The organism is Rhodococcoides fascians A44A (genome assembly GCF_000760735.1).
Classification (GTDB): domain Bacteria; phylum Actinomycetota; class Actinomycetes; order Mycobacteriales; family Mycobacteriaceae; genus Rhodococcoides; species Rhodococcoides fascians_E.
Genome location: NZ_JMEX01000008.1, coordinates 3039967 through 3065789, shown reverse-complemented (window position 1 = coordinate 3065789; position 25823 = coordinate 3039967). Strand labels below are relative to the sequence as shown.

Here is a 25823-nt window from a genome sequence, read left to right as displayed (position 1 = left end):
GTACTCTGCCGTTCGGTCACTTGAAGTGACCGAACGGCACGTTCGCTCTCGAAAAGGTTGCTCGGGTTCAGCTCGGGTCGTAGACACCTGTCTGTACGGCCTTGACGAGTCGGCGAGGGACTTTGAATTCCTGCCCGCCGACGCGGACGCTCACGAGGTCGGGAGCGACGGCTTTCCACTGTGCTCGGCGGCTGCGGGTGTTGGACCGCGACATTTTCCGCTTCGGTACAGCCATGTCTCAGGCCTCCTTACGGCTGCGACGACCGTAGCGCTTCTCGAACTTCTCCACGCGCCCCTGGGTGTCCATGATGCGTGCGGCGCCGGTCCAGAAGGGGTGGGATTCGCTGGTGACGTCGACGATGACGAGTGGGTACGTGTTGCCGTCTTCCCATTCGACCTCGCGGGTCGAGGTGATGGTGGACCGGGTGAGGAATTTGGTTCCTGTTCCTGCGTCCTGGAATACCACGGGGTGGTAGTCGGGGTGGATTCCTGCCTTCATTCCTGTGCCTCTTTCTTCTGCTCCGAGTACGGGGATTCTGTTGTTTCGCACGGGTCTTCGTGCCACTGGCCGAACGGGTCGTTCCATTCGGCCCATGCCTGGCGGTCGGTCATCTCGTCGTCGGACACCAGCGCCCACTGCAGCGTCCGGTCGATTTCGGAGGGGTCGGCGGCGTGGACCAGGACGACCAGCGAGGTGTCGCGGTCACCGAAGTCGTCGTCCCACCGAAGGGCGGCCATGGCCCGACGCGAGGTGTCGACGCCGTCCTGTTCCTCCGGTGTCATTGCGGCCAGCCATTTTCCGGCACTGGCGACGCGCAGTCCGCCGCCGGCGGACTCGATCCACAGGGCCTCGTCGGGCTGGGTTGCCACCCAGGCGCGTCCGCGTGCGGTGACGACGCCGTCGAGCAGAACGTCGATTGCCTCGTGGAGTCGTTCGGGATGGAAGGGTCGCGTCGCCGAGAATTCGACGAGAGTCACTCCGCAATCCGCCGTGAGTGGAGGTTCACCGCGCAGCAGCGGCGAGTGGGCGTCGGTGATGGCGCCGCGACGCGCACCCAGCGGAACGGCAGCGACCAGCGCGTCGGCGTCGAGCTTGTCCCCCGGCCCCACCCACGCGATGGGCGCACCGGGTGCCAGACGCTCCAACACGGCGGCGAGCTTGGCGCGTTCCCACGCGTCGACCTCGGGGCCTGCGGTGACGACGAGAGCATCGGCATAGTCGACCTGCCCGACGACGACCTGCGCGACGGTCCGGTCGTCGTCGCCGCTGGCCACGATTCCTCGGTCGGCCAGGGCGTCGTCGCCGGTGGCGTCCGCGAGCCAGGTGGCGGCGTCGAGGCAGTCGATCACGGCTTCGATACGGACGTCTCGCGAAGCCGATCCGTCGACCTGACCGACGATGCCCGCGACGACGACGTTCTCGATCGCCCAGCACAACGCTTCCGGCTCGAGGGCAGGATCCATCGCCAGGACGATCCGTTGCACCGAACTACGGGTGGACAGCGTCCTCAGTAGCGGGAGGAGGTCCTCACGCAGCGTGCAGGAGACACAGCCGTGCGCGAGTTCGAGAATGGTTTCGCGCGGTGCGTCGCCGTCCGCGTAGAGCGTCCGGCGGACGACGCCCTCGTAGACGCGGCTGAGGTCGTGGCGTACGGCGACGGTGCCCGGCCCGAGCAGTGAGGTCACCACGTCGTCCATGGCACCCGTCCAACCGGATACGAGCACGAGTGGTGTGCGGCCGTCCACAAGCAGATCCCTTCTATCGACAACGATTGTCATTTCTTGCGTTGTCACGCTACATTCGAAACAACGCTTTGTCGAAAACGATTGTCATGTCAGCTAGAGAGGACCGCGTATGTCCGCGCACTGCCAGGTGACGGGACGGAAGCCGGGATTCGGTAAGTCCGTTTCGCACTCGCACGTCAGGACCAGCCGTCGCTGGGACCCGAACATCCAGAAGAAGACCTACTTCGTCCCGAGCCTCGGCCGCCGCGTCACGCTGACGCTCTCGGCGAAGGGGATCAAGACCATCGACCGTGACGGAATCGACGCCGTCGTCGCCAAGCTCGTAGCACGAGGGGAGAAGCTCTGATGGGAAAGAGCACGGACGTCCGTCCGATCATCAAACTCAAGTCGACCGCAGGCACCGGATACACCTACGTGACCCGCAAGAACCGTCGAAACGACCCCGATCGCATCGTGCTCAAGAAGTACGACCCCGTCGTCCGCAAGCACGTCGACTTCCGTGAAGAACGCTAGCCGCGAGGAGCGCTGACATGGCCAAGAAATCGAAGATCGCCAAGAACGAGCAGCGGAAGGTCGTCGTCGCCCGGTGGGCAGCCCGCCGGAGCGAACTGAAGGAGATCATCCGGAAGCCGTCGACACCCGATTCCGAGCGAGCAGAGGCCCAAGCGGCACTGCAGCGTCTACCTCGCGACGCGAGTCCGGTACGATTGCGCAATCGTGACGCTGCGGATGGACGTCCGCGCGGTCACCTGCGGAAATTTGGACTGTCACGCGTGAAGGTACGCGAGATGGCTCACCGTGGGGAGCTGCCAGGCGTCCACAAGTCGAGCTGGTAAGGAACAGGGAAGAACAGATGGCAGTCAAGAGAGCACCGTCGAAGAAGGTCCGCGCAGAGGCAGGACGTCGACCCAAGAAGAACCCGTTGAACGCCGCCAAGGTGACCACGGTGGACTACAAGGACATCAACCTTCTTCGTCAGTTCATCTCGGACCGCGGCAAGATCCGTAGCCGCCGCGTCACCGGCCTCACGCCGCAGCAGCAGCGTCAGGTCGCCGTCGCAGTGAAGAACGCTCGTGAGATGGCTTTGCTGCCGTTCACCAGCCGGTAAGAATTTCTCGTAGGAAAGGCCACGCACTCTCGGGTGCGTGGCCTTTCTGCGTGAGCACTAGAGTTAGTCCTGGCCAGCCTCCCCGAGAGAAACGAGACCTACCGCTCCATGTCCGGTGTTCTCGAAGGCTTCACGGTCATCTTCATCGTCATCGCGCTCGGCTACGTACTCGCCAAGTTCCGAGTTCTCGGCGAGCACGGCCAGTTCGTCCTGAGCCGGCTCGTGTTCTTCGTCGCGACACCTTCGCTGCTGTTCGTGACACTCGCGCAGGCCGACCTGGCCGTCATCCTGTCGCCGATCCTCGTGATCGCCGGCGTGACCGCCCTCGCCGTCGGCGCCCTGTACTTCCTCCTGGCCCGGCTCGTGCTGAAACGCCGCGTGCCCGAGGCAACGATCGGCGGCCTGGCGTCGTCCTACGTCAACGCCGCCAACCTCGGCATTCCCATCGCGGTGTTCGTGCTGGGCGACGCCAACTTCGTCGCACCGCTGCTGCTCTTCCAGATCATGGTGTACTCGCCGTTGGCGCTGACCATCCTGGACCTGTCGACCATGGGCAAGAAAGCATCCATCCGCAATATCGTCGTCACGCCCTTCAAGAACCCCATCGTCCTCGCCGGCGCCGCAGGACTCCTGCTGTCCATCTTCGGCATCGAACTGCCCGAAGCCATCATGCAGCCGTTCGACCTGGTCGGCGGCGCCGCCGTGCCCGGCGCTCTTCTCGCGTTCGGTCTCTCGCTCTACGGCGCCCGTGTTCTCCAGAAAGGCACGAGCCCCAGGCGAGACGTACTCCTCGCGACGACGATGAAAATGGTGCTCCAGCCGGTCCTCGGCTACCTCATGGGACTCGCCATGGGATTGGAAGGGCACGAACTCTTCGCCATCACCGTCATCTCCGCGCTGCCCACCGCCCAGAACGTCTTCGTCTTCGCGAACCGCTACAACCGCGCCGTCGTCATGGCGCGGGACACGGCCTTCGTCACCACCATCGCAGCGATACCCGTCATCGCACTGGTGACAGCCCTGCTGGCCTGACCGATCGCCCGATTCTTGGACTACCCAAAGGTTCTCCTCAGCTCCCGCGGTTACTTTGGAATCATGAGGTTTCTGGCTGCAGGAGTTCTGCTGTGCGTCCTGCTCGTCGGGTGCGGCAACGACCCTGCCGACGGCGGTGACGACGTCGAAGCCACCACCCCTACGTCTGCGCAGCTGATGCACAGTCCCAGTGCACCGCCGGTGCCCGTGGAGGTTCCGGTAGGCGACGTCGGGACGATGTTCGAATCCACCCCAGGACTGGTGCGCGCGGTGTCGACGCCGTTCGAGTCGTGGAGCCAGATCTCCCCCAACACCATCGCCATCCATTTCGTCACCGGAACCCCGGAGTGCTACGGGGCCGAGGTGGAGGTCACCGAGTCCGACACCGAAGTCGTCATCGCACTGCGCACCGGAACGCTTCCCGAGGCCGCGGACAAGGCCTGCATCATGGTCGCCGTGTACGGCACGATGCAGATGACCTTGAGTTCGCCCGTCGGAGACCGCGCCATCGTCAACGCGGCCTAGTAACCTGACCCAGGTGAGCGATCACCTGCCCGAACAGAACCGTGAATCCGTCCGTGCCGCCGACGCGGACCGCAACCTTGTCGCGAAGCTCCTCAGTGACGCTCTGGCCGGTGGCCAGCTCACGGTGTCCGAGTACGACGAACGCACGGCCGCCGCGTATCGCGCGAAAACCTACGGTGAACTCGACGTTCTCACCAGCGACCTTGCGCTGACGCCGCCCACCGAAGCTCTCTACTCGGCTCCCAGCCGTTCCACCGATCGCGCCGTCGCCATCATGAGTGGATTCGAACGCAAGGGAGAATGGACCGTCGCACCGCGCGTCGAGGCCGTCGCGTTCTGGGGCGGCGGTGAGATCGACCTACGCCGAGCACACTTCTCGGCTCCCGAGGTGACGCTCAACTGCGTCGCGATCATGGGCGGCATCGACATCACGGTCCCCCGCAACGTCGCCGTCGAAGTACGCGGCGCAGGCATCATGGGCGGCTTCGACCACCTGAGCCAGCAAGGTGCTCCCGGAGCCCCACGAATCGTGGTGACAGGCTTCGCCTTCTGGGGCGGCGTCAGCATCAAAGCCAAGGACTAGCGGGACTTCCTGCGTTTCAGATAGTCCGACACCACCGCAGCTCCCAGCCCGTCCAGCTCGGGGGCGATGACTCGCCCGCCGACCCGCTCGGCCATCTTGTCCACGACGCGGGCCAGCCCCGGATCGTCTCCCAACCGGAAGATGGTCACCTGCGCACCCAGCTTCGCCACCGTGTCGAGTTCACGGACCGTCAGCCCCAAAGTTCTGTTCGACGGCGGATAGTCGAAATACGCGTGCCCGTCGGGCTCGAGGTGCGCGGTGGGCTCGCCGTCGGTCACGATCAGCACGACGGGTTGCGCGTTGGGATGCCGACGCAGGTGCCGCACCGCCAGCATCAACGCGTGATGCAGATTGGTGCCCTGGTCGTACGCCCCGTCGAGCCCGGCCAGTTCCGACGCCGTCAACGTCTGCGCGTGACGACCGAAGCCGATCAGCTGCAGATCGTCACCGCGAAACCTGGTGCTGACAAGGTGATTCAACGCAAGCGCGGTGCGTTTCATCGGCACCCAGCGACCGTCCATCACCATCGAGAACGACGTGTCGACGAGCAACGCAACGGCCGCCTGCGTCCGCGTTTCGGTCTCGCTGATCTCGACGTCGGTCACCTGGAGTTGCACCGGGAACGTCGAACCTTCGGCTGCGGTGCGAAGGACGGCATTGTTGACGGTGCGGGTGACGTCCCACGGCTCCGTGTCACCGAATTCCCATGCCCGAGAAGCACCCGTCGGCTCTCCCATCGCACCGGCCTTGCGCGTGTCGCGCTCGCCGCCGCGTCGGGAAATTCGTCCCGCGACGTCCTTGAGGGCCGACTGTCCCAGCTGACGCATCGCCTTCGGCGACAGCCGCCACTGGCCGTCGGCACCCTTGTCCATGAAACCTTGCTGTTCGAGCGCCTTTTCGAGCTCGGCCAACATGCGAGCATCCGCCGCAGCTTCGGGCCCCAACTGTTTCAGCAACGCGTCGGCATCGATGTCGTCGAGCGCGGCGCCGTTGTACTGCTGGGAAAGCTGATTTCCGAGGTTCTCCAGATCAGCGATGTCCTGCAGCGCACCGGTCCCGTCGCCCAGGCCCATCCCGTTCTCGCCGCGGAAGTTCTGCGAACCGTCCCAATCCTCCCCCGGCCTGGCCTGCTGAAGGTTCTGGTCCAGCTGGTCGAGCTGTTGCAGAAGAGTGGAATCTCCGAATGCCTGCTGCGCCAGCGCATCCAATTCCGCTCGCTGCTCCGGGCTCAGCGAGTTCCGCAGACGCTGAGCTGCCGCGGCGCGCTGAGCGAGCGAATCGAGGAGCTCCTCGACGTTCGACGGATTCTCGGGGAAATGCTGGCCGTGCTCGGCCATGAACTCCGAGAAGTCCTGCTCGGTGTCCTCGCCTCGATTGTGCTTGTCCAGAAGCTCGTTCAGATCCTTCAGCATCTCGCTGATGGCTTGTCGATCCTCGTCCGTCGCATTCTCGAGCGCATTCTTCATACCGGCGAAGCGTTGGTCCAACATCTCCCGCCCGAGGAGATCCTTGATCTTCTCGTAGTTCTCACGACCCTCCGAGGAACGCCAGTCGTAATCGGCCAACTCCTGCACGGCCTGCGCCGTCGACGGGGACAGATCCCCGATCTGCATCTCCTGGAAACGCGCATCGTCGTCGAGCGCACGCGCCAGCGCCTTGCGCTCCTCGAGCACAGCTTTGTCCAGGAGTTCGCGGACCTCCTTAAGTGTTCCGTCGAGGTTGTTCTTGCGCAGAAGATCCCGTCGCCGACGGTTGGCCTCGGCCGCCAGATCGTCGAGGCCCCTCATGTTCCGGGTACCCCGCCGGAGCATCTCCTGCATCGCCCGGCGAGGCGATGCGCCCTCGAGCACGTCCTCGCCGATCGACTCCAGTGCTTCGCGGAGGTCTACCGGCGGTGCCAGTGGATCGGGGCCGTCGTGATACCGCCCGTATCTACTGGCAGGCATCAGCTGTACACCGTCTGTCCGTCGTCATCAGGATCCTTGGAAATCCGCCGCGCAAGGTACAACCCTTCCAGCGCGAGTTCCGTTGCGGCAGCGCGTTCGCCGTCGGAGGTCGCGTTCAGACGCTCGTCGATGTCCTGCAGCACCTCGAGGTCCGGCAGCTCACCGATCAGTGTCTTGGCGGCGATTCGGTCACCCGTCACCACCGGCTCACCCTGTTCGATGGCCGTGACGAGCGGTGCCAGGTTGATTCCGCCCAACCGGTCCCGGACCGTGTCGGCCGTCGCGCGCCGAAGCAGATGCTCGAGCACCTCGGTCTCGCGGCCCTCTTCGCCGGACTCGAATTCCACCTTGCCCCTGAGGACTTCGATGATGGTTCCGAGATCCACCGGCCGCGCCACCGCGTCGCTCTCGCCGAGAACCGCAGCGCGATGCACCGCTGCGGCCGCGATGGTCTCCGCCGCCGCGATGGCGAACCGCGCCGACACACCCGAACGCTGGTCGACGGACGGCGACTCACGCAGCAGCCGTGTGAACCGAGCCAGCACCTCGAGCAGATACGACGGTACGTTCGCCGGGAGGTTGGCCTCCTGCTCGATCACCGAGATCTCGTCGGCCAACGCATGCGGGTAGTGAGTGCGTATCTCGGCGCCGAAGCGGTCCTTCAGTGGAGTGATGATCCGCCCACGGTTGGTGTAGTCCTCGGGGTTCGCGCTCGCGACGAGGACGACATCCAGCGGCAGCCGCAACGTGTAGCCGCGGACCTGGATATCCCGCTCCTCCATGACGTTGAGCAGTGAAACCTGAATACGTTCCGCGAGATCGGGGAGTTCGTTGATCGCCACGATCCCCCGGTGACTCCGCGGCACGAGCCCGAAGTGGATGGTCTCCGGATCTCCCAGACTCCGACCCTCGGCGACCTTCACCGGATCGACATCGCCGACGAGGTCCGCAACCGACGTGTCCGGAGTCGCCAGCTTCTCCGAGTATCGCTCGCTACGGTGACGCCACTCGACGGGCAACCCGTCGCCGAGCTCACGTGCGCGTCGGATACTCGCCGGAGTGATGGGTTCGTACGGATGCTCACCGAGCTCGGAACCTGCAATGACAGGCGCCCACTCGTCGAGCAGAAGGTTCAACGTACGCAGAAGGCGTGTCTTTCCCTGCCCTCGTTCACCGAGCAGGACAACGTCATGACCAGCAAGAATCGCTCGCTCGAACTGCGGAAGCACAGTCTTGTCGAAGCCCAGAATTCCCGGCCACGCATCCCTGCCCTCACGCAACGCGTCGAGCAGATTTTCCCGGAGTTCTTCTTTCACAGAGCGCTGCACGTGTCCGGACGCACGCAACTCGCCGACAGTGGTGATGCCAGGTCGATTAGAGGTCACTTCACCAAAGTACGCCCGTCTCAGAAGAAGCACCGTTCGTCGAGTTCGCACTTGTGCAGAGAAACGGGGGTCTTTCGTCTGCACAAGTGCGAACTCGTCACACAGGCGCGCCCGCTTGCCGCAGTTTGCGTCGAACACGCTCGACCACCTCGCGCGGACGGAGGCGCAGTTGCTCCGAATTCACTCGGACCACCAGCCAGCCGGCGCGCTCGAGCCTCTCGAACCGCTCGATGTCCCAGGACCGCTGCTTCTCCGACGTCCAGTGCTGCACCCCGTCGTACTCGACGGCCACCTTCCACTCCGGCCAGCCCAGATCGCAGCGAGCGAACAACATGCCGTGTTCGTCGGCAACGCGAATCTGTGTCTCGGGTGGAGGCAGTCCTGCATCGACGAGCAACAGCCGAGTAGCGGTTTCCTGCGGAGACTCTGCACCACCGTCGACGAGTGCCAGAACCGATCGCGCCGCGGATACTCCCCGTAAGCCCGCATACCGTGCGCACAACGGAAGAACGTCTGCAGCCGAGATTCCGGACACTCCTGACAGGTCGTCCAGCACCTGCACGGCCCGCACTCTGGGGAGCCGCCTCGCCAGATCGAACATGGTTCTGGGGATCGTGGTCACCGGCAGACCTGCGACGGTGGTGATCTCGACATCGCGGACGGTATCGAATCGGATGCGGATACCGTCGAGTTGGCGTCGGCGTCCGAGCCAGATCACCTCCGCAGGCGAGTCGGGGTCGATCCATCGTGCGCCGTGCAATGCAGCTGCCGACATCCCGCAACACACCGCCGCCCTACCAGCGAACTCATGGGCTGCCCGCGCCCGGACAACGGCGTCGATCCGAACGTCCTTGCGCACATAGACGTCGCGGTGAATGCGCTTGAAGCCGTGGGTCAGCTGATGTCGAGTCAGACTACCGTCGCGGACTGCGAGGGAACCTCTGAACGGCTGGTCGGCGGGCACCCGCCCACGATTGCACGGCTACCCACCCGAAAAGCTGTCTGAAGCCGGAGCCTGTGGATAGATTCCGGTCTATCCACAGGGCGCGAGTTCGCACTTGTGCAGACCAATCAGGTGCTTCGGCCCGCACAAGTGCGAACTGGATCAGTGCGCGAAGTGACGCGAACCGGTGAGGTACAGCGTGACGCCGGCGTCCTGGGCTGCGGCGATGACTTCGTTGTCGCGGACGGATCCGCCGGGCTGCACGACGGCCTTGACGCCTGCGGCCAGGAGAACCTGCAGGCCGTCGGGGAACGGGAAGAAGGCGTCCGAGGAGGCAACCGAACCGACGACGCGATCGCCCGCACGCTGGACGGCGAGATGAGCTGCGTCGACTCGGTTGACCTGGCCCATACCGACGCCGACGGACGCGCCGTCCTTGGCCAGCAGGATTGCGTTGGACTTGACGGCACGGCCTGCACGCCAGGCGAATTCGAGATCCTTCAGGGTCTGCTCGTCCGCTGCGTCACCGGCTGCCAGAGTCCAGTTGGCCGGGTTGTCGCCGTCGGCGTCGATGGCGTCGCGTTCCTGCAGCAAAGTCCCACCGGAGATCGGCTTGAGCTCGACACCCTTGCCCGACGGCGCGGCCGCGAGCAGAACCCGAATGTTCTTCTTGCGCTGCAGAACTCCGAGTGCACCGTCAGCGTAGGACGGAGCGACGATCACCTCGGTGAAGATTTCCGCGACCTGCTCGGCCATCGCGACCGTCACTTCGCGGTTGGCTGCGATCACGCCGCCGTAAGCACTGACGGGGTCGCAGGCGTGAGCCTTGCGGTGCGCTTCGGCGATATCCGCGCCGACGGCGATGCCACACGGATTGGCGTGCTTGATGATCGCGACGGTTGGGCCCTCGTGATCGAAAGCGGCACGCCACGCTGCGTCGGCGTCGGTGAAGTTGTTGTAGGACATTTCTTTGCCGTGCAGCTGCTCGGCCTGAGCTATGCCGGTGCCGGCCGGGTCCTTGTACAGGGCTGCGGCCTGATGCGGGTTCTCGCCGTAGCGCAGCACTGCCGCGCGGTCCCAGGTGCCGCCGATCCATTCGGGGAACTGCGAGTCCGATTCCACGAGAACACTGCTCATCCACGAGGCGACCGCGACGTCGTACGCAGCGGTGTGCTGGAACGCCTGTGCCGCAAGCGAAGTGCGCTCGGCGAGCGTGAACCCGCCGCCGGACACTGCGGTGAGCACATCGGAGTACCGAGCCGGATCCACCACGACCGCCACCGACGGGTGATTCTTCGCGGCAGCGCGGACCATCGACGGGCCACCGATGTCGATCTGCTCGACGCATTCGTCCGGTGTCGCGCCACTGGCAACGGTGTCGGTGAACGGATAGAGGTTCACCACGACCAACTCGAACGCCTCGATGCCCAGCTCCTCGAGCTGCGAAACATGCTCCGGCCGACGGGTATCGGCCAGAACACCCGCATGGACACGCGGATGCAGCGTCTTCACACGGCCGTCGAGGGTCTCGGGAAACCCGGTGAGATCCTCGACCTTGGTGACCGGGATCCCGGCGTCGGCGATCTTGGATGCTGTCGATCCGGTGGAGACCAGAGCGACGCCTGCCTTGTGCAAGCCGGTTGCGAGTTCGATCAAACCGGTCTTGTCGTAGACGCTGACCAGTGCGCGGCGCACTGCTTTACGTTCACTCATGGTTGAATCTGAGCCTTTCGTCCATCGGAGACAACACCTCGGGTGGCAACAGCTGCGATCACATCGACCAGAAGCCTGCGTTCCACGGTCTTGATTCGCTCGTGCAAAGTCGCGACATCGTCGTCGCCCAGCACGGGCACAGCTTCCTGAGCCAGAATCGGCCCGGTATCGACACCGGCGTCGACGAGATGCACCGTCGACCCGGTCAGTTTGACGCCGTAGGCGAGCGCATCCTCCACTGCATGCGCACCGGGGAACGACGGCAACAGCGCAGGATGAGTGTTGACGATGCGTCCGGCGAACGCACCGAGAAAATCGGAACCGAGAATCTTCATGAAGCCGGCGGTCACCACCAGATCGGGCTCGTGCGCCAGCACACGTTCGGTGAGAGCCGCATCCCAGCCATCACGGTCCGCGAACTCCCTCAGCCCGACGCGGAAATGCGCAATCCCGGCAGTGTGTGCATGCCGGGCAGCGTCGCAATCACGATCGACACCGACCGCAACGATCCGCGCCGGATAGGACTCGGCCTTCGTCGCATCGATCAGGGACTGCAGAAGCGATCCGGTGCCCGAAGCGAGGACAACGACGCGTGCTGGGTGCTCACGGGTGGCAGTCAGCGCACTTCTCCTGATGTGTCGTTCTCCGAAAATCGCCCGACGATCACCGACGGGTTCGCTCGAAAGAATAGTCGCCCACGTGTAGGCCACCGTCAGGCAGGTCCTCGGGCGCGAGTGCCGGTGACCCGGCTGTCACGACTACTCGAGTCCGCCAGCGGGTTCAGGACCGGTCGTCGGTGTTGCCATCATCAGGCGGCGTAGCTTCCGAGGGCACTTCCTCGACGATTTCGGCGTCGACGATGTCCTCGGTCTCCGTTGTGTCCTCGGCAACCACGGCAGCGTCGACGTCGGGTGAATCGACGGTCTCGGGCAGGGCGTCGGGCTCTTCGACGATTTCCGCGTCCACTGCATGTTCTGGATGCGCGACGGGCGCGGCGATGGCGGCGATGGGTTCCTGCTCGCGCCGGGGTTCCGTGTCGAGGTCGTCGGCGATCGGGGTCTGCTTGGACCCTCCGCGCCATGCGGTCACGGCGGCTGCGAGGGATCCGACGACGGCAAGCCAGGCGAAGACGAGCAGGCCGAGAGACCATACCGTCACCTGAACGGTTCCGAACGTGCCCAGGTTTCCGCCTGCCGCGAAGCCGAGCACCAGCGTGGACACGCCGATCACGGCGCTCGCCACCCACACCGCGGACAGTGCGTAGTGCACGTCCACCGTGCGCCTCGCGCTGTCACGTCCGAGCAGCAGGCCGGCGCCGATCGGAATCACGAGCATCAGCATCCACAGCGTCTGCGACGGCCCCTCGGGCAGGACGGCCAAGACCGGCAGCGGGGGAAGCGGGCCTCCCGTGGCCTGGAACATGCTGACCGATACGTCGCCCACGTGCGCCGACGATCCGACCGACACCGCGATCGCGCCGAGCAGCACGTTGGGCAGGTACAGGATCGACAGCACCGTCAAGCCGAGTACACCGACGAAGCCGTTTCCGGATTCCAGCAACATCTCCATCGTCGACCACGACGCCAGCATCGCGGCCAGCACGATCGCACCGCCGCCCGCGACGAGGACGGCCGCCGCCCGGATGGTCGGAGCCACGATTCCGCGCAGCCATTCCGGCAGACGATCCGACTCGGTGTCCCACACCCCGCACACCAGTCCGATGCCCGCGGACACCGCGTGGACGGCCGCCACCCACGCGAAAGCCAGCAGAGCATTGGGTGTGTCGAGCCCGATCACCGACGACGCATCCGCGGCCACCGCCAACGCGATCGCGGTCACGAGAACCGGACCGAACACCGCCGCGCCCACGATCAGACCGTGTTCCCGACGAGTCTCCGCCCGGTCGACTGCCCGCGCGACGCCCCGCGCCACGACGAGGACGAGAACAAGCGTCGGGACGAGCGGGAAGACGCCCAGGGAGGTGCCCTCGATGCTGAACGGGACCTGATGGATCGCGAACCACAGCCCGGCGATTGCCCCGAAAGTGCCCGTGAGCTCACTGTTGACCGACACCAGCGTCACGAGAACGACCGTCGCGATGATCGCGACGAGCACACCCGGAATCCGGAACCCGACGGTCAGCATGGTGGTGGATTCGGAGGGAGACAACAGAGGTCGACGCTCCGGCGGACGAGACGTCCGTCGGGCGCGTTTCCTCTCCTGATTCAATACGGCGCTCATCGGTGTCGAGCGTTCCACCTAGCTGCCGACGGGTGGTTCAGGCGCGCCGACACAGCCTTATTTGTTGTCGTCCTCCGGCGCGGCCGACTGGCCGAACGCCTGCGTGGGCGCGCTGTACGGCGGGGTGTCCGACGTGTCCTCGGGCTCGTCGCCCTGACGCGATGTTCCCGCAGGCTGTTGTCCGGCCGACTGTGCTCCAGCCGATGTCGCTCCTGCAGGCTCCGCTCTCGGCGCTGCGTGCTGCGGCGCGCCGTAGCCACCCGAACCGACCGGAGGCTGGCTGTACGGCTGCTGATTGAACGGCGAATTCTGACCGGCCGGACCGGTCAATCCGCTGGCTCCCGCATCCGGCTTGGACGTTCCGACGGGGTAACCGAGGCTGCCGGTGGTGTGCTGGTTCGGCTGGTTCTGCTGGTTCTGCGAGGGCCCGGTGTAGGCAGGCGGGGCGTACCCCTGCTGAGGAGCATTTCCCTGATCGCTCCACTGCCCACGTTCCTGCGGGGCGCCGTAACCCTGCGCACCTGAGTTCTGGGCTGTCTGGCCGTAGGCGCCGTAGTTCTGGTTCTGCGCCGACTGGCCGTATCCGGGTGCCTGCTGGCCGTATCCCTGGAACGGGTTCTGCTGACCGTAACCCGCGGGCTTGGGCTGTGGAGCCTTGAGGATGCCCGCACCGAAAAGCGTGGCAGCGACGGCCACGACGGTCTGGACGAAAGCGAGAACGAGTACGACGAAGGTGCCGATCCCCAACTGAACCGGCGCGCCCACCGCAGAGTCGTCGCCGACGTTGAAGCTCTGGAACACCAGTACGAGCCACCCGGACAACGCAAGAGCGGCAGCGATACCGACCGTGTTGGGTTGCTTCGGCAGCAGTCCGACCGCCGCGACGAGGCCCGCGGCGAGCAGAAGCGCGATGGACGTCGGGTCGCCGGCCTGTACGAAGAAGAAGTTGACGCCTTCGCTGAAGAACTCGTACTGACCGGCGAGACCGACCAGGAAGTTCACGACGCCGAGTGCCACGGCAACGAGCGTCAGAATTCGCGGCAGCGAGGACGATCGGTCCGACGCCAGCGGCGGGTTGTACTGACCCGTCGGTGCAGACTGCTGCGACGGCGGCTGACCGTACGACGGTGGCTGCGTTCCGTAGGACGGCTGAGTGCCGTACGACTGGCTGGGCGTCGGGTAACCGCCGTAATTACCCGGAGTCGGCTCGGCCGACCGAGCACCCTCCGGTGATTGACTGCCATAACCGCCGGGACCGGGCCCCTGCGGACGCTGGCCTTCTGCTGGATACGTCATGGCACTCTCCTCGATAGAAAAAATGAGTACGGGTCCGTAGACCAAGCTAGTCTACGGACCCGACTCGACTGCCCCGCTCGCCGCGAGGCTCCCTTCTCACCCTGCGTCGACGAGCGCCTGGGACGACTCCAGTTCACGCACGAGCGGTAGGACCTTCGCCCCGAAGTACTCGATCTCTTCCTGGAAGTGCAGGAAGCCGCCGAGGATCAAGTCGACCCCTCGCTTGCGGTATTCGACGATGCGATGTGCCACCTGTTCGGGAGTTCCGATCAGCTGGCTCTTGAAACCGTCGTTGTACTGCACGAGATCCTCGAACGTCGAGTCCGCCCACATGCCCTTGCCGTCCTTCGTCGACGAACCGGCCTGCTGCACAGCACCCTTGAAACCTTCGACGGCGGGCTTGTTGGCCTTCTCGATGATCTCGCGGAGCGTGTCCTTGGCTTCCTTCTCCGTGTCGCGCGCGATGATGAACCCGTTGAGACCGAACTTGACCTCACGATCGTTCGCCTGAGCGACGCGACGAATGTTGTCGAGTTGCTCGGTGACTCCGTCGTAATCCTTGCCGTTGCTGAAGTACCAATCCGAGTATCGACCGGCGTTCTCCTGCGCAGCCGACGAGTTACCGCCCTGGAACAGTTCCGGGTTGGGTCGTTCCGGAGTGTTCAACGGCTTCGGTTTCAACGTGAAATCGTGGATTCGGTAGAAATCACCACGGAAGTCGACGTCGTCCTCGGTCCAGATCTTGCGGAGAACCTGAAGAAATTCGGCACTGCGACGGTATCTTTCGTCGTGTTCGAGCCACGGCTCACCCAGGTGCGTGAACTCGTCCTTGAACCAGCCGCTGACGACGTTGACCGCGAAACGGCCGTTCGACAGATGGTCCGCCGTAGCGCCGAGCTTCGCCAGAACCGCCGGCTGCCACAAGCCGGGGTGAACGGCCGCAATGACTTTCAGTCGTTCCGTGGCAAGCAGCAGCGCGAGGGAGAAGCTCGTCGACTCGTGTTGGAACTCGGCGCCGTAACTGGCCTCGTAGCGAACCTGACTGAGCGCGTATTCGAAGCCGTTGTTCTCCGCGGTCTGCGCCAGCTTCTTGTTGTACTCGTAGTCCCAGCTGGTGCGCTGTTCGATGTCGCTGGTCACCAATCCGCCACTGACATTGGGCACCCAGTAGGCGAATTTGATGGCGTCGGAAATTCTTTCGGTACTCATCGTTCTCCTTCGGTGATGCTCACGAGTACCAGGTCGGCTGCGGCAACTCGCCGGTCAGAACCCATCGACCGACCTCGCGGCGCTTGTATGCGACCGGATCGTGCAGCGTGTGGGTGCGAACGTTGCGCCAGAAGCGATCGAAACCGTATTTGCTCGCCGTCGCTCGGGCACCGAGAGCCTCGAACACCGTCGACGTGATCTCGAGCGACACCTCGGTGGCACGCGCCTTCACCGCAGCGACGCGAACCTCGTGATCACCGCGCTCTTCCGCCGTCACGTCCCACGCGTTGTCGTGGATCTTCTGCGCTTCCAACGCAACTGCGTCGGCCAGCGCTTCCACGGCCCACAGCTTGGACGTCAGGTCACCGTAGATGTCGATGATGTACGGCTCGTCGATCGCCTTGTCGACGGTGCTGTGCAGCCACGCACGCGTCTTGTCCTTGGTGTACGACGCCGCTTCCTCCAAGGCGCCGCGAGCGATGCCGAGGTAGAAGTTGACGAACACCAGCTGAATCGTCGGCACGTTCAACGTGTTGTAGACCCGTGGCTGGAACTGCTTGTCCACGAATCCCGCCGCACTCGCCCAGTCGACCCGCACCTTGTCGATGGTGACGCTGCCGCTCTCGGTCTGGCGTTGGCCGATGTTGTCCCAGTCGTCGTGAAACGTCAAACCCTCGATGTTCGACGGCACAATAGCGAAAACGTGTGCATCGCTGCCGGTCAAAGCGCCTTCGAGCACGGTCACGTCGGAGACGCGACTGCCCGTCGAGAAGGACTTCGCGCCCTCGAAGACGATGGTGTCGCCCTCGTCGGTGACGGCGACGTCGTTGTCACGCGGATTGACGGCGCCACCGAAGAACCACTTGTTCTTCGTCGCATCGGCCTCGACTGCCTCGATCTGCTCCTTCGTGCCGACCAGCCGCGCAGCCCAGAACCACAGCAGGTGGTAGCCGAGAAGCTGGCCGATCGACCCGTCGGCCGCCGCGACACGACGAATCACCTGATACGCCGTCGGCCAATCCTGACCGCCGCCCCCGTGCTCGACCGGCCCCAGCAACGTGACGAGCCCAGCATCCTTCAGAAGCTGCACCTCGTCGCGCGGAGCCTGATGGCCCTTGTCACGAGCAACGGCATCGACGGCAAGCAGCTGCGCCACCTCCCCCGCCCGAGCAATCCAGCCCTCGGCGGACGTCGGCGCATCAGGCCAGTCCTTGGTCAGTGCACTGCGATTTTCCGTGGTTGTCATGTGGGCAAGTGAAACTGTTACGCGGAGTAATGAACACATTTCGCATCACGATGATTCTGAGAACTTCACATCCGAAACAGAACGAAAAAGCCCGCCGGCACTGGCTCCCGGCGGGCTTCGTTCGAGCTGGAACTTACTTCACGGAGAGCGATTCCAGGATTTCGCGTGCGAGAGCAGCGGTTTCGGACGGCGTCTTGCCGACCTTGACGCCTGCGGCCTCGAGTGCGTCCTTCTTCGCCTGTGCCGTGCCCGAGGAGCCGGAGACGATGGCGCCTGCGTGGCCCATGGTCTTGCCTTCGGGAGCGGTGAAGCCGGCGACGTAGCCGACGACCGGCTTGGTGACGTTGGCCTTGATGTAATCGGCTGCGCGCTCTTCGGCGTCGCCACCGATTTCACCGATCATGACGATGAGCTTGGTCTCGGGGTCCGCTTCGAATGCCTCGATGGCGTCGATGTGCGTGGTGCCGATGACCGGGTCTCCGCCGATGCCGATGGCCGTCGAGAAGCCGAAGTCGCGGAGCTCGAACATCATCTGGTAGGTCAGTGTGCCGGACTTCGAGACCAGGCCGATCGGGCCGGTGCCGGAGATGTTGGCAGGCGTGATGCCGACGAGAGCTTCACCGGGGGTGATGATTCCGGGGCAGTTCGGGCCGATGATGCGGGTCTTCTTGCCCTTCTCCACGTTGTAGGCCCACGCGTATGCGGAGTCCTGCACGGGGATGCCTTCGGTGATGACGACGAGCAGCGGGATCTCCGCGTCGATCGCTTCGACGATGGCGTCCTTGGAGAATGCGGGCGGAACGAACGCGATGGACACGTCGGCGCCGGTCTTCTCGATTGCCTCGGCAACCGAACCGAAGACGGGGAGCTCGATGTCGTTGCCCTGGGCGTCGACGTGCTTGACCGTGGTGCCGGCCTTGCGTGCGTTGACACCGCCGACGACGTTGGTGCCTGCCTTGAGCATCAGGGCGGTGTGCTTGGTGCCTTCGCCGCCGGTGATGCCCTGGACGATGACCTTGTTGTCCTTGTTCAGAAAGATAGACATGGTTTCCTCTACTTCGCTGCCAGCTCGGCGGCCTTGTCGGCGCCTTCATCCATGGTTCCGGCGAGCGTCACCAGCGGGTGCGCGGCGTCGGCGAGAATCTTGCGTCCCTCTTCGACCTTGTTGCCGTCGAGACGAACCACGAGCGGCTTGTTGGCGTCGTCGCCCAGCTTCTTCAGTGCGCCGACGATGCCGTTGGCCACTGCGTCGCAGGCGGTGATTCCGCCGAAGACGTTGACGAACACGCTCTTGACCTGCTCGTCGCCGAGGATGACGTCGAGGCCTGCGGCCATGACCTCTGCCGAGGCGCCGCCACCGATGTCGAGGAAGTTGGCGGGCTTGACGCCACCGTGTGCCTCGCCTGCGTATGCGACGACGTCGAGGGTCGACATGACGAGTCCGGCACCGTTACCGATGATGCCGACCTGTCCGTCGAGCTTGACGTAGTTGAGGTCGTTCTCCTTGGCCTTGGCCTCGAGAGGATCGGCAGCGTCCTTGTCCTCGAAGTCGGCGTGGCCGGCCTGACGGAAGTCTGCGTTGGCGTCGAGCGTCACCTTGCCGTCGAGGGCGAGGATCTGGTCGTCCGGGGTGCGAACCAGCGGGTTGACCTCGACCAGGAGAGCGTCTTCCTTGATGAAGACCTCCCACAGCTTCTGGATGGTCACCGCAGCGGCGTCGAGCACCTCGGCGGGCAGCTTGCCCTTCTCGGCGATGTCACGAGCAAAAGCAAGGTCGACGCCCTTGACGGCATCGACCGGGATACGTGCGAGTGCGTCGGGGTTCTCCTCCGCCGTCACCTCGATTTCGACTCCACCTTCGACCGAACACATCGCGAGGTAGGTGCGGTTGGTGCGGTCGAGCAGGAAGGAGATGTAGTACTCCTCGGCGATGTCGGAGGCTTCTGCAACGAGAAGCTTCTTGACGACGTGGCCCTTGATGTCGAGGCCGAGAATCGACTCTGCGTTCTCGGTAGCTGCTGCAACGTCCTTGGAGTACTTGACGCCGCCGGCCTTGCCTCGGCCGCCGACCTTGACCTGCGCCTTGACCATTACTGGCTTGCCGATTTCTTCGGCAATTTCTGTTGCTCCTGCGACCGTGTCCGTGACACGACCGGCGGAGGTGGGTACGCCATGCTTGGCGAACAATTCCTTCGCCTGGTATTCGAAGAGATCCATCAGCTCACCGTCTCGTCTACGTTGACTGCCCGCTCCAGGGGTGTGAGCGGGTCCGATCACCGACTTTATCCACGTGCTCCGACGCCGTTACGCCCGGCCAGATGGTATGTGGTCTATCTCACCGACGAGGTAGGTGTGTCCTACGCCTCACTTGCGAGCGCTGTTAGCCGAAAGTAGTGCTGCCACAGCAAGTATGACCGCGCCGAGGACTCCTACCAGCAGGCCGGCCCCCACCGAGGCGTCCACCGATCGCCCGATCGTCAGCGGCCAACCGAGCAGATGCACGATTGTCGCGATCACGCAGCCCACGAGCAGTGCGGCCCCGCGGGCCGGGCGCGACCTGGACGCCACGAGGGCGGCAAGAAGAATCGTCGACGCCGACGCGGCCTGCCCCCACGCGTCCCATCCCCACCCTTCGGCACCCCAGGGAACGCCGAGGAGCGACGGCGCGGAGACATCGGTTCCGGTGTAGAGCGGGAGTGCGAAGGAGAGGGCTGTGACGACGCCGCCGACGAGGGCCACCGCGCCGACGGTTCTGTTGGAGCGCACGTCGGAGGTGTCGACGTCGTCGCGCTCGGCGCTGCCCGCCAACAGCACGGCACCGGCGCACGCCATGGCGAGAACGGCTCCGACGGCCGCGGCGGCGCCGCCCACACCGAGTCCGACGCCGTCGATGTCCGTGGCGAGAACCACCGCCTGCAGCACTCCTGCCGACGCGGAGACTGCGGCAACGGCCAGCACGCCGACAGCTGGCCTGACGACCGCCGCGAACAGCGAGAAGAACAGTGGGATGGACACGACGACCAGGACGAACCCAGCGACGAGGGCAACGCGAGTGGCAAGTACGTCGGGTTCCGACAACCCGGCGGGTACGTCCAGGACCGGCAGGAACGCGCTTGCGCCGACGAGAACCCCCGCCAGGACACCCGTTGTCCCTGCCAGGGCGTGCCACCGCATGAAGTGCGCCGAGCCGTCCAGCTCGCCCCTCGTGACGGGACCGCCTGCCGAGGCCCGATCCCGTATCGCCGACGCCGGCAGCGCCACGAGTGCGACCACGATCAGCGCGACACCGGCCACGGCGCCGATCCAGCTCCCCGCGGAGACCCCGATGTTCGGGCCCGAGCTCTCGCCGGCGATCACGCGAGCACCGAACACTCCGGCGATGCCGAGGCCTGCACCGAGCAGGCTGCCTGCAGCAACCGTCGGCGAGATCGACGCGAGTGCCGCCGACACGACGATCACCGCCGCGCACGCGAGAACACCCGACCCGACAGCGGTCGTCCACGGAGATTCGACGACCGCGCGGATCAGCACGATGGAGTCGGTCGAGACGTAGGGAACCGCGAACATGGCGGCCGCGGCAGCGATCGCGGCGAGCACAGCCACCACGGACAGTGCGCCCCCGATGCGGACCGCCGACGCACGACCCGTGAAATCGGTCCGCGACGAGATGCCGTAGCCGTCGTCGTACGACGCCCTGCTGATCGCGACGAGGCCGAACACTCCCGCGAGAGCGGCGAGGGCGTGCGCAGCGAGAACGACATACGCGCCGAGACCAGGCGTGAGGGCCTCCGCAGTGGTCGGTCGCAGCAGCTCGAGTCTGTTCGCGTCGATCGGCGACGCCAGCAGTCCCGCGTCGAGAACCGCGAGGCCTGCCGAGATCGCCCCGAACCCGGCCGTGAGCGCGCCCGCCGACGCGGGCCGTGCGAGCACTGTGAGGATCGCGAGGACGGCCACGACGAACACCGGGGCAACGGCCAGCACTTCCGCCGCGAACACGCCGGCGCCAGGCCCGTCCGAGGTCGACGAGGCGGCCTCCATCGCCATCGAGGCCAGCCCGAGCAGGGCCGCGATCGAGACGAGCCCGGTTGCAGCGAGAGCCGCACCGCGGGCCGACGGTCCGGCCTGCGAGCGTGCGGAGATCACTTGCGGTGACGCGTGCGGAGAAGTAGCCACGCCTGACGACGCTATCGGTCGGTGGACGATGGACGGCAGAGCACGCGCCGTAGGATTTCGGTGGATGCGTTTCGGTAACGGCGTCGTGGGTATTGCAGCGCTGTCCGGGATCACAGGCGATCTCGGCAAAACCCCTGCTCGGCTTGTGAGCCATCTCACATATGCCCGCCGAGAAGCCGATTAACTTGCGCGCCCTGCAATCGTTTCGTTACCGTCTGCCGAGTCTTAAGTCACGAGCAGATCACGGAACGGAGGTCGCAGGGTCTTGTCGCAACACCGCGCGTCCTTCACCACCAGTCGGTTCGTCAAACCGGCCGCGGCTGTTGAAACCGCACCCACGGTGTACTCGACCCAGACCAGCTGGGAAGCCGACAGATACCAATCGTCGGACCTCCAGACCGCGTCGGACCTCCAGGCCGCGTCGGATCTCCAGGCCGCGTCGGATCTCCAGGCCAACGGATACGACTACTTCGCCAGCAATTACGGCTCTGCCGAGAGCTACCACGACAACGAGTTGCACAGCACTCCCGATGTCGAGGTCCCGGCGGAGCCTTCCGTCGTTTCCGGGCCCTCCTCGGATGTCATCGCAGCGAACGAGATCGCCGTGTCTCGTCGGCGCGGAGCTCACCGCATCCCGACGCCTCCCACCGCGCTGAAGGGACGTGCAGCGGTTCTCGCTGTCGCCGCCGGCGCCGTGGTCGCAGCAGGTCAAGCAGTCATCGATCACGGTCCTGCGACACCGACCACTTCCGAGGAAGTAGCACTTGCTGCCGGCGCCGCACCCGCGGCCCCCGGAATCGCCGCAACTGCCGTCCCCCAGGCCGCCGGTTTCGCCGCTGACACCACGACGGATGTCGCTCCCTCCTCGGCCCCGCAGATCCTGAACGTGGCCAACCCGGTGGATCTGAGCCAGTTCAACGATCTGCTCGCCAAGGGTCAGCGCTTCAGCGAAGAGCGCGCCGCACGCGAGGCCGCTGCGCGCCGGCCCCTGTTCGTGCTCCCGGCAGTCGGCACGTACACCTCGAACTTCGGGCAGCGCTGGGGCGTCCTGCACGCAGGCGTCGACATCGCGAACGCCATCGGTACCCCGATTCTCGCTGTCGCCGACGGCAAGGTCATCGACGCAGGACCCGCGTCCGGCTTCGGCATGTGGGTTCGCCTGCAGCACGCAGACGGCACCATCACCGTCTACGGACACATCGACAGCGCCACCGTCAGCGTCGGCCAGGAAGTCATGGCAGGCGACCAGATCGCCCGCATGGGCAACCGCGGCTTCTCCACCGGCCCTCACCTGCACTTCGAGGTTCACCTCCCCGGCGAGAACAAGATCGATCCTCTCCCCTGGCTCGCGTCCCGAGGCATCGGCCTCGGACCCGAGATGGACTGAGAACTCCCACTCTCTCTTCCCGGCCTACCGGACCGGCGAAACGTACAGCCGCACACCGATTCCTCGGTGCGCGGCTGTTCTGCTTCTCAGAGCTTGGTCATCGGAACGCCGCCGATGAGCATCATCTTCACTCGCCCCGACGTACCGAAATCCACCAGAACCATGGCCGAGGTGCCCGAGCCCGTGGATTCGAGAACCGTTCCGAGACCGTACTTGTCGTGATTGACCCGGTCTCCCACCGCGAGCACGAGAGTGTTGTTGCGTGCGCGTGCGGCACCGAAACTCGGCGACGACTGCTGCCCGCGTCGGTCTCCGAATCCCCCGCCGCCGCCGAAGCCACCACCACCGAAACCGCCGCCCCCGAAGCCACCCGGCCGGGCGCGGCCGCCGCCGATCGACCGTCCGCCGACGCCGGGGTCTTCCCGCTTCCAGTCGATGAGGGACTGCGGAATCTCCTGGAGGAATCGTGATTCCGGGTTGTTGATCGGCTGCCCCCAGGCGGACCGCATGATGGCGCGAGTGACGTACAGACGGTGACGCGCACGCGTGATGCCCACGTAGGCGAGGCGTCGTTCCTCGGACAACTCCGCTGGGTCGCCGAGGGCACGCATGTGCGGGAACTGGCCGTCCTCCCAGCCGGTCACGAAGACCACCGGGAATTCGAGGCCCTTGGCCGTGTGCAGCGTCATCAAGGTGACGACGCCGGTGCCGGAATCGGGGATCTGATCGGTGTCCGCGACGAGCGAGACCCGCTCGAGAAACGCCGCGAGGGAACCAGGCTCGGGGGTGCCTTCCTCGACTTCGACCTCGTCGTCGGAGACTGCTTCGGTTTCTGCTTCGGCTTCTGCTTCGAGAGCGGCGAGGTTACGTGCCTCGGACGTGAATTCCCTTGCCACGCTGACGAGCTCGTTGAGGTTGTCCAGGCGGGCACCGTCCTGAGGATCACTGCTGGCCTCCAACTCGGCGCGGTATCCCGTGCGGTCCAGGACGGCCTCGACGACGTCACCGATATCGGCGATGTCGTTGCCGTCGTCGTCGGTGGTGTTGAGAACCTCCCGGAGTTCGTCCAGCAGATCCAGGAACTGGCCGATGAGCTTCTGCGAGCGAGAGTTGAGCAACGCAACCTTGCCGTCGGCGGCGTCGTGCAGAGCTTTGGAGAAACTGATGTCTCGCTGCTCGGCGTGAACGGCTACGCAGGCCTCGGCGCGGTCCCCGATCCCCCGGCGCGGGGTGTTGAGGATGCGTCGCATGCTGACCGTGTCGTCCTCGTTGGACAGCACGCGCAGGTACGCGACCATGTCGCGGACTTCCTTGCGCTCGTAGAAGCGGACACCGCCCACCACCTTGTACGGCAGGCCGAGCCTGATGAAGATCTCCTCCAACGCACGTGACGAGTTGTTGGTGCGATAGAAAACCGCCACCTCGTCGTAACGGACATCGTGGTTGTCCACCAGACGGTCGATCTCCGACGCCACGAACGACGCCTCGTCGTGCTCGTTGTCCGCGACGTACCCGACGATGAGCTCACCTTCGCCGGAGTCGGTCCACAGCTTCTTGTCCCGCCTGCCGGTATTGCGCGAGATGACCGAGTTGGCGGCCGACAGAATGTTCTGCGTCGACCGGTAGTTCTGCTCGAGCAGGATGGTGGTGGCGTCGGGGTAGTCGCGCTCGAACTCCTCGATGTTGCGGATGGTCGCGCCACGGAACGCGTAGATCGACTGATCCGCGTCACCGACCACACAGAGCTCACCGGGAGCGACCGTGCCCTCCAGGGCGCCGTCGGAGTCCTCCCGGCCGACCAGTTCCCGTACGAGCATGTACTGCGCGTGGTTGGTGTCCTGGTACTCGTCGACCAGGACGTGCCGGAACCGTCGACGGTAGTACTCCGCGACCTGAGGGAAAGCCTGCAGCAAACCGACGGTTTCACCGATGAGGTCGTCGAAGTCCATGGCGTTGGCCGCGCGGAGTCGCTGTTGATAGATGCCGTAGACCTGCGCGACGAGCTTCGGAAGCTCCACCATCTGCTTGTCCGCGTCCGCAGCAGCGTCCTCGGGCCCGATGAGTTCGTTCTTGAGATTGGAGATCGCCGTCGAGAGCAATCTCGCCGAGAACTTCTTGGTGTCGATCTGCAGATCCTTCGAGATCATCGTCAGCAGGCGACGAGAGTCGTCGGCGTCGTAGATCGAGAAGTTCGAGTTGAGACCGGGCAGCAGCGACGCCTGGTTGCGCAGGATCCGCACACAGCTCGAGTGGAACGTCGAAACCCACATGCTGTTGGCGCGCGGACCGACGAGGCCAGCGACACGCTCACGCATCTCGGCGGCGGCCTTGTTGGTGAAGGTGATGGCCAGAACCTGGCCGGGACCCACGCCTCGCTCGGCAAGCAGATACGCGATACGACGAGTGAGCACCGCGGTCTTCCCCGACCCGGCGCCTGCGACGATCAACAGCGGAGACCCCGAATGCACGACGGCCTGACGCTGCTGCGGATTGAGACCCTCCAACAGCGTTTCGGACCTGGATTTTCCGGGGGCTGGTACCGCAGTGAGGTTCGTGTTCATCGCCTGCCCAGGTTACCGGCGGGCTCCGACAGTCCTTTACCCGAACCTGCCAGGTGCCGCCAGCCCAGTTCTGCCGACCGCCCGCAATGCGGACATTCGGCCCGTCGACCGACTTTTCAGGACTGCACAGAGGTGGCACACTGGATCGGTGATCGAAATAGCCGTTCGTCGCCACCCCCTCTGTGCAGCCTGTTCTTCGGCTCTCGGTAGCGGAGGCTGTCCATAAGAAGGTGCGCCCGGAAGTCCAGACATGTGGCTTCCCCGGGCCATTCGATGTGACTCATACCACATCAGCCCGTCTCTGGAGCGTCCACGAATCACCTCAGGACGTAACGGTGACGAGCAGGGCAACGATCCACACTTGTGACACGAGGAGAAAAAATGGCATCCACGACCAAGATCGAGACCGAGAGCGCAGTGCCGACGTCCGAGGCTGAGATCGATTCCTTGCGTCAGGAGATCGACCGCCTCGATTCCGAAATTCTTGCGGCAATCCAGCGTCGCAGCGAAGTTTCCCAGCTCATCGGCCGCACCCGTATGGCGTCGGGTGGACCGCGCATGGTGCACAGCCGCGAAATGAAGGTGCTCGACCGCTTCAGCAGCCTCGGCCAGGAAGGCCACACCCTCGCCATGCTGCTGCTCCGTCTCGGCCGCGGGCGTCTCGGCCGCTGACCTGTCGCCAGCTGACTTTTCGGGAGCGAATGTACCGTTCGGTCACTTGGAGTGACC

Annotated in this window: 25 protein-coding genes; 9 read left to right on the top strand and 16 right to left on the bottom strand. The window is 65.0% G+C overall.

Annotated features, from left to right (window positions below; translation table 11 throughout):
• Window positions 1–67 precede the first annotated feature (67 nt).
• From rpmF to mrf, 3 genes are read right to left on the bottom strand one after another with little or no spacing between them, the layout of a single operon-like run.
• Complete coding sequence (gene rpmF / locus BH95_RS26735) at window positions 68–235, bottom strand: 50S ribosomal protein L32 (protein ID WP_037110618.1); 168 nt, start codon at window positions 233–235, stop codon at window positions 68–70.
• A 3-nt stretch (window positions 236–238) separates the two neighbouring features.
• Window positions 239–499: a type B 50S ribosomal protein L31 gene (locus tag BH95_RS26730; protein ID WP_019664488.1), complete on the bottom strand. Its 261-nt coding sequence runs from the start codon at window positions 497–499 to the stop codon at window positions 239–241.
• Window positions 496–1746 carry a ribosome hibernation factor-recruiting GTPase MRF gene (mrf, locus tag BH95_RS26725; RefSeq protein WP_037161510.1) on the bottom strand — a complete coding sequence of 417 codons (1251 nt, stop codon included), beginning with the start codon at window positions 1744–1746 and terminating at the stop codon, window positions 496–498. Before mrf ends, BH95_RS26730 begins: the two co-directional genes overlap by 4 nt.
• A 109-nt stretch (window positions 1747–1855) precedes the next feature.
• Here mrf and rpmB point away from each other — a divergent pair, with 109 nt between their 5' ends.
• The 7 genes from rpmB to BH95_RS26690 all read left to right on the top strand — a co-directional run bounded on the left by rpmB (window position 1856) and on the right by BH95_RS26690 (window position 4994).
• Entirely contained in the window at window positions 1856–2092 is a 237-nt protein-coding gene (gene rpmB / locus BH95_RS26720; RefSeq protein ID WP_019664486.1) for a 50S ribosomal protein L28, read from the top strand.
• The gene (gene rpmG / locus BH95_RS26715) at window positions 2089–2259 is read left to right on the top strand and encodes a 50S ribosomal protein L33 (RefSeq protein ID WP_170947607.1); all 171 of its coding nucleotides are present in this window, start codon (window positions 2089–2091) and stop codon (window positions 2257–2259) included. Before rpmB ends, rpmG begins: the two co-directional genes overlap by 4 nt.
• A 17-nt stretch (window positions 2260–2276) precedes the next feature.
• Window positions 2277–2582, top strand: coding sequence for a 30S ribosomal protein S14 (rpsN, locus tag BH95_RS26710; RefSeq protein ID WP_019664484.1), 306 nt, complete (start codon window positions 2277–2279; stop codon window positions 2580–2582).
• Window positions 2583–2599: 17 nt separating this feature from the next.
• Window positions 2600–2854, top strand: a complete 255-nt coding sequence (gene rpsR / locus BH95_RS26705) for a 30S ribosomal protein S18 (protein ID WP_008719028.1) — start codon at window positions 2600–2602, stop codon at window positions 2852–2854.
• A gap of 108 nt (window positions 2855–2962) precedes the next feature.
• Complete coding sequence (locus BH95_RS26700; RefSeq protein WP_020111432.1) at window positions 2963–3886, top strand: AEC family transporter; 924 nt, start codon at window positions 2963–2965, stop codon at window positions 3884–3886.
• Between the two features lie 63 nt (window positions 3887–3949).
• Entirely contained in the window at window positions 3950–4411 is a 462-nt protein-coding gene (locus BH95_RS26695) for a hypothetical protein (protein ID WP_019664482.1), read from the top strand.
• Window positions 4412–4424: 13 nt separating this feature from the next.
• Window positions 4425–4994, top strand: a complete 570-nt coding sequence (locus BH95_RS26690) for a DUF1707 SHOCT-like domain-containing protein (protein WP_019664481.1) — start codon at window positions 4425–4427, stop codon at window positions 4992–4994.
• Here the strand turns inward: BH95_RS26690 and BH95_RS26685 are convergent.
• From BH95_RS26685 to BH95_RS26630, 12 genes are all read right to left on the bottom strand, one after another.
• Window positions 4991–6940: a vWA domain-containing protein gene (locus tag BH95_RS26685; protein ID WP_037185101.1), complete on the bottom strand. Its 1950-nt coding sequence runs from the start codon at window positions 6938–6940 to the stop codon at window positions 4991–4993. The genes BH95_RS26690 and BH95_RS26685 overlap by 4 nt on opposite strands.
• Window positions 6940–8325, bottom strand: a complete 1386-nt coding sequence (locus tag BH95_RS26680) for a sigma 54-interacting transcriptional regulator (protein WP_026347681.1) — start codon at window positions 8323–8325, stop codon at window positions 6940–6942. Before BH95_RS26680 ends, BH95_RS26685 begins: the two co-directional genes overlap by 1 nt.
• Window positions 8326–8422: 97 nt before the next feature.
• The gene (locus BH95_RS26675; RefSeq protein ID WP_037161515.1) at window positions 8423–9289 is read right to left on the bottom strand and encodes a DUF559 domain-containing protein; all 867 of its coding nucleotides are present in this window, start codon (window positions 9287–9289) and stop codon (window positions 8423–8425) included.
• Window positions 9290–9430: 141 nt separating this feature from the next.
• On the bottom strand, window positions 9431–10981 hold the full coding sequence (gene purH / locus BH95_RS26670; RefSeq protein WP_019664477.1) for a bifunctional phosphoribosylaminoimidazolecarboxamide formyltransferase/IMP cyclohydrolase: 1551 nt from the start codon (window positions 10979–10981) through the stop codon (window positions 9431–9433).
• Window positions 10978–11634 carry a phosphoribosylglycinamide formyltransferase gene (purN, locus tag BH95_RS26665; RefSeq protein WP_052060217.1) on the bottom strand — a complete coding sequence of 219 codons (657 nt, stop codon included), beginning with the start codon at window positions 11632–11634 and terminating at the stop codon, window positions 10978–10980. The genes purH and purN overlap by 4 nt, the downstream gene beginning before the upstream one ends.
• Before the next feature lie 127 nt (window positions 11635–11761).
• The gene (locus tag BH95_RS26660; RefSeq protein WP_244165146.1) at window positions 11762–13222 is read right to left on the bottom strand and encodes a cell division protein PerM; all 1461 of its coding nucleotides are present in this window, start codon (window positions 13220–13222) and stop codon (window positions 11762–11764) included.
• A 57-nt stretch (window positions 13223–13279) separates the two neighbouring features.
• A complete protein-coding gene (locus tag BH95_RS26655) occupies window positions 13280–14518 on the bottom strand; it encodes a DUF5336 domain-containing protein (RefSeq protein WP_037185095.1) in 1239 nt (412 codons plus the stop codon).
• Between the two features lie 96 nt (window positions 14519–14614).
• Complete coding sequence (gene sfnG, locus BH95_RS26650) at window positions 14615–15727, bottom strand: dimethylsulfone monooxygenase SfnG (protein WP_019664473.1); 1113 nt, start codon at window positions 15725–15727, stop codon at window positions 14615–14617.
• 19 nt (window positions 15728–15746) lie between these two features.
• Window positions 15747–16973 (bottom strand): acyl-CoA dehydrogenase family protein, encoded by a 1227-nt coding sequence (locus BH95_RS26645; RefSeq protein ID WP_051127747.1) that lies wholly within the window; start codon window positions 16971–16973, stop codon window positions 15747–15749.
• A 133-nt stretch (window positions 16974–17106) separates the two neighbouring features.
• Window positions 17107–18018, bottom strand: a complete 912-nt coding sequence (gene sucD / locus BH95_RS26640; protein WP_019664468.1) for a succinate--CoA ligase subunit alpha — start codon at window positions 18016–18018, stop codon at window positions 17107–17109.
• Window positions 18019–18026: 8 nt separating this feature from the next.
• Window positions 18027–19190: an ADP-forming succinate--CoA ligase subunit beta gene (gene sucC / locus BH95_RS26635; protein ID WP_019664467.1), complete on the bottom strand. Its 1164-nt coding sequence runs from the start codon at window positions 19188–19190 to the stop codon at window positions 18027–18029.
• 147 nt (window positions 19191–19337) lie between these two features.
• The gene (locus BH95_RS26630; protein ID WP_244165145.1) at window positions 19338–21146 is read right to left on the bottom strand and encodes a hypothetical protein; all 1809 of its coding nucleotides are present in this window, start codon (window positions 21144–21146) and stop codon (window positions 19338–19340) included.
• Between the two features lie 265 nt (window positions 21147–21411).
• Here BH95_RS26630 and BH95_RS26625 point away from each other — a divergent pair, with 265 nt between their 5' ends.
• On the top strand, window positions 21412–22533 hold the full coding sequence (locus BH95_RS26625) for a M23 family metallopeptidase (RefSeq protein ID WP_037185090.1): 1122 nt from the start codon (window positions 21412–21414) through the stop codon (window positions 22531–22533).
• 86 nt (window positions 22534–22619) lie between these two features.
• Here the strand turns inward: BH95_RS26625 and pcrA are convergent, their stop codons facing one another.
• The gene (gene pcrA, locus BH95_RS26620) at window positions 22620–25094 is read right to left on the bottom strand and encodes a DNA helicase PcrA (protein WP_037161535.1); all 2475 of its coding nucleotides are present in this window, start codon (window positions 25092–25094) and stop codon (window positions 22620–22622) included.
• 381 nt (window positions 25095–25475) lie between these two features.
• Here pcrA and BH95_RS26615 point away from each other — a divergent pair, with 381 nt between their 5' ends.
• Window positions 25476–25766: a chorismate mutase gene (locus tag BH95_RS26615; RefSeq protein WP_019664463.1), complete on the top strand. Its 291-nt coding sequence runs from the start codon at window positions 25476–25478 to the stop codon at window positions 25764–25766.
• Window positions 25767–25823 lie beyond the last annotated feature (57 nt).

Coding starts and splice junctions, on each gene's coding strand:
- sfnG (WP_019664473.1), bottom strand. CDS start 15,727: ATGAGTACCGAAAGAATTTCCGACGCCATCAAATTCGCCTACTGGGTG.
- rpsN (WP_019664484.1), top strand. CDS start 2,277: ATGGCCAAGAAATCGAAGATCGCCAAGAACGAGCAGCGGAAGGTCGTC.
- BH95_RS26615 (WP_019664463.1), top strand. CDS start 25,476: ATGGCATCCACGACCAAGATCGAGACCGAGAGCGCAGTGCCGACGTCC.
- BH95_RS26700 (WP_020111432.1), top strand. CDS start 2,963: ATGTCCGGTGTTCTCGAAGGCTTCACGGTCATCTTCATCGTCATCGCG.
- sucC (WP_019664467.1), bottom strand. CDS start 19,190: ATGGATCTCTTCGAATACCAGGCGAAGGAATTGTTCGCCAAGCATGGC.
- BH95_RS26660 (WP_244165146.1), bottom strand. CDS start 13,222: ATGAGCGCCGTATTGAATCAGGAGAGGAAACGCGCCCGACGGACGTCT.
- sucD (WP_019664468.1), bottom strand. CDS start 18,018: ATGTCTATCTTTCTGAACAAGGACAACAAGGTCATCGTCCAGGGCATC.
- rpmB (WP_019664486.1), top strand. CDS start 1,856: ATGTCCGCGCACTGCCAGGTGACGGGACGGAAGCCGGGATTCGGTAAG.
- rpsR (WP_008719028.1), top strand. CDS start 2,600: ATGGCAGTCAAGAGAGCACCGTCGAAGAAGGTCCGCGCAGAGGCAGGA.
- BH95_RS26730 (WP_019664488.1), bottom strand. CDS start 499: ATGAAGGCAGGAATCCACCCCGACTACCACCCCGTGGTATTCCAGGAC.
- BH95_RS26695 (WP_019664482.1), top strand. CDS start 3,950: ATGAGGTTTCTGGCTGCAGGAGTTCTGCTGTGCGTCCTGCTCGTCGGG.
- pcrA (WP_037161535.1), bottom strand. CDS start 25,094: ATGAACACGAACCTCACTGCGGTACCAGCCCCCGGAAAATCCAGGTCC.
- BH95_RS26655 (WP_037185095.1), bottom strand. CDS start 14,518: ATGACGTATCCAGCAGAAGGCCAGCGTCCGCAGGGGCCCGGTCCCGGC.
- rpmF (WP_037110618.1), bottom strand. CDS start 235: ATGGCTGTACCGAAGCGGAAAATGTCGCGGTCCAACACCCGCAGCCGC.
- BH95_RS26685 (WP_037185101.1), bottom strand. CDS start 6,940: ATGCCTGCCAGTAGATACGGGCGGTATCACGACGGCCCCGATCCACTG.
- purH (WP_019664477.1), bottom strand. CDS start 10,981: ATGAGTGAACGTAAAGCAGTGCGCCGCGCACTGGTCAGCGTCTACGAC.
- BH95_RS26645 (WP_051127747.1), bottom strand. CDS start 16,973: ATGACAACCACGGAAAATCGCAGTGCACTGACCAAGGACTGGCCTGAT.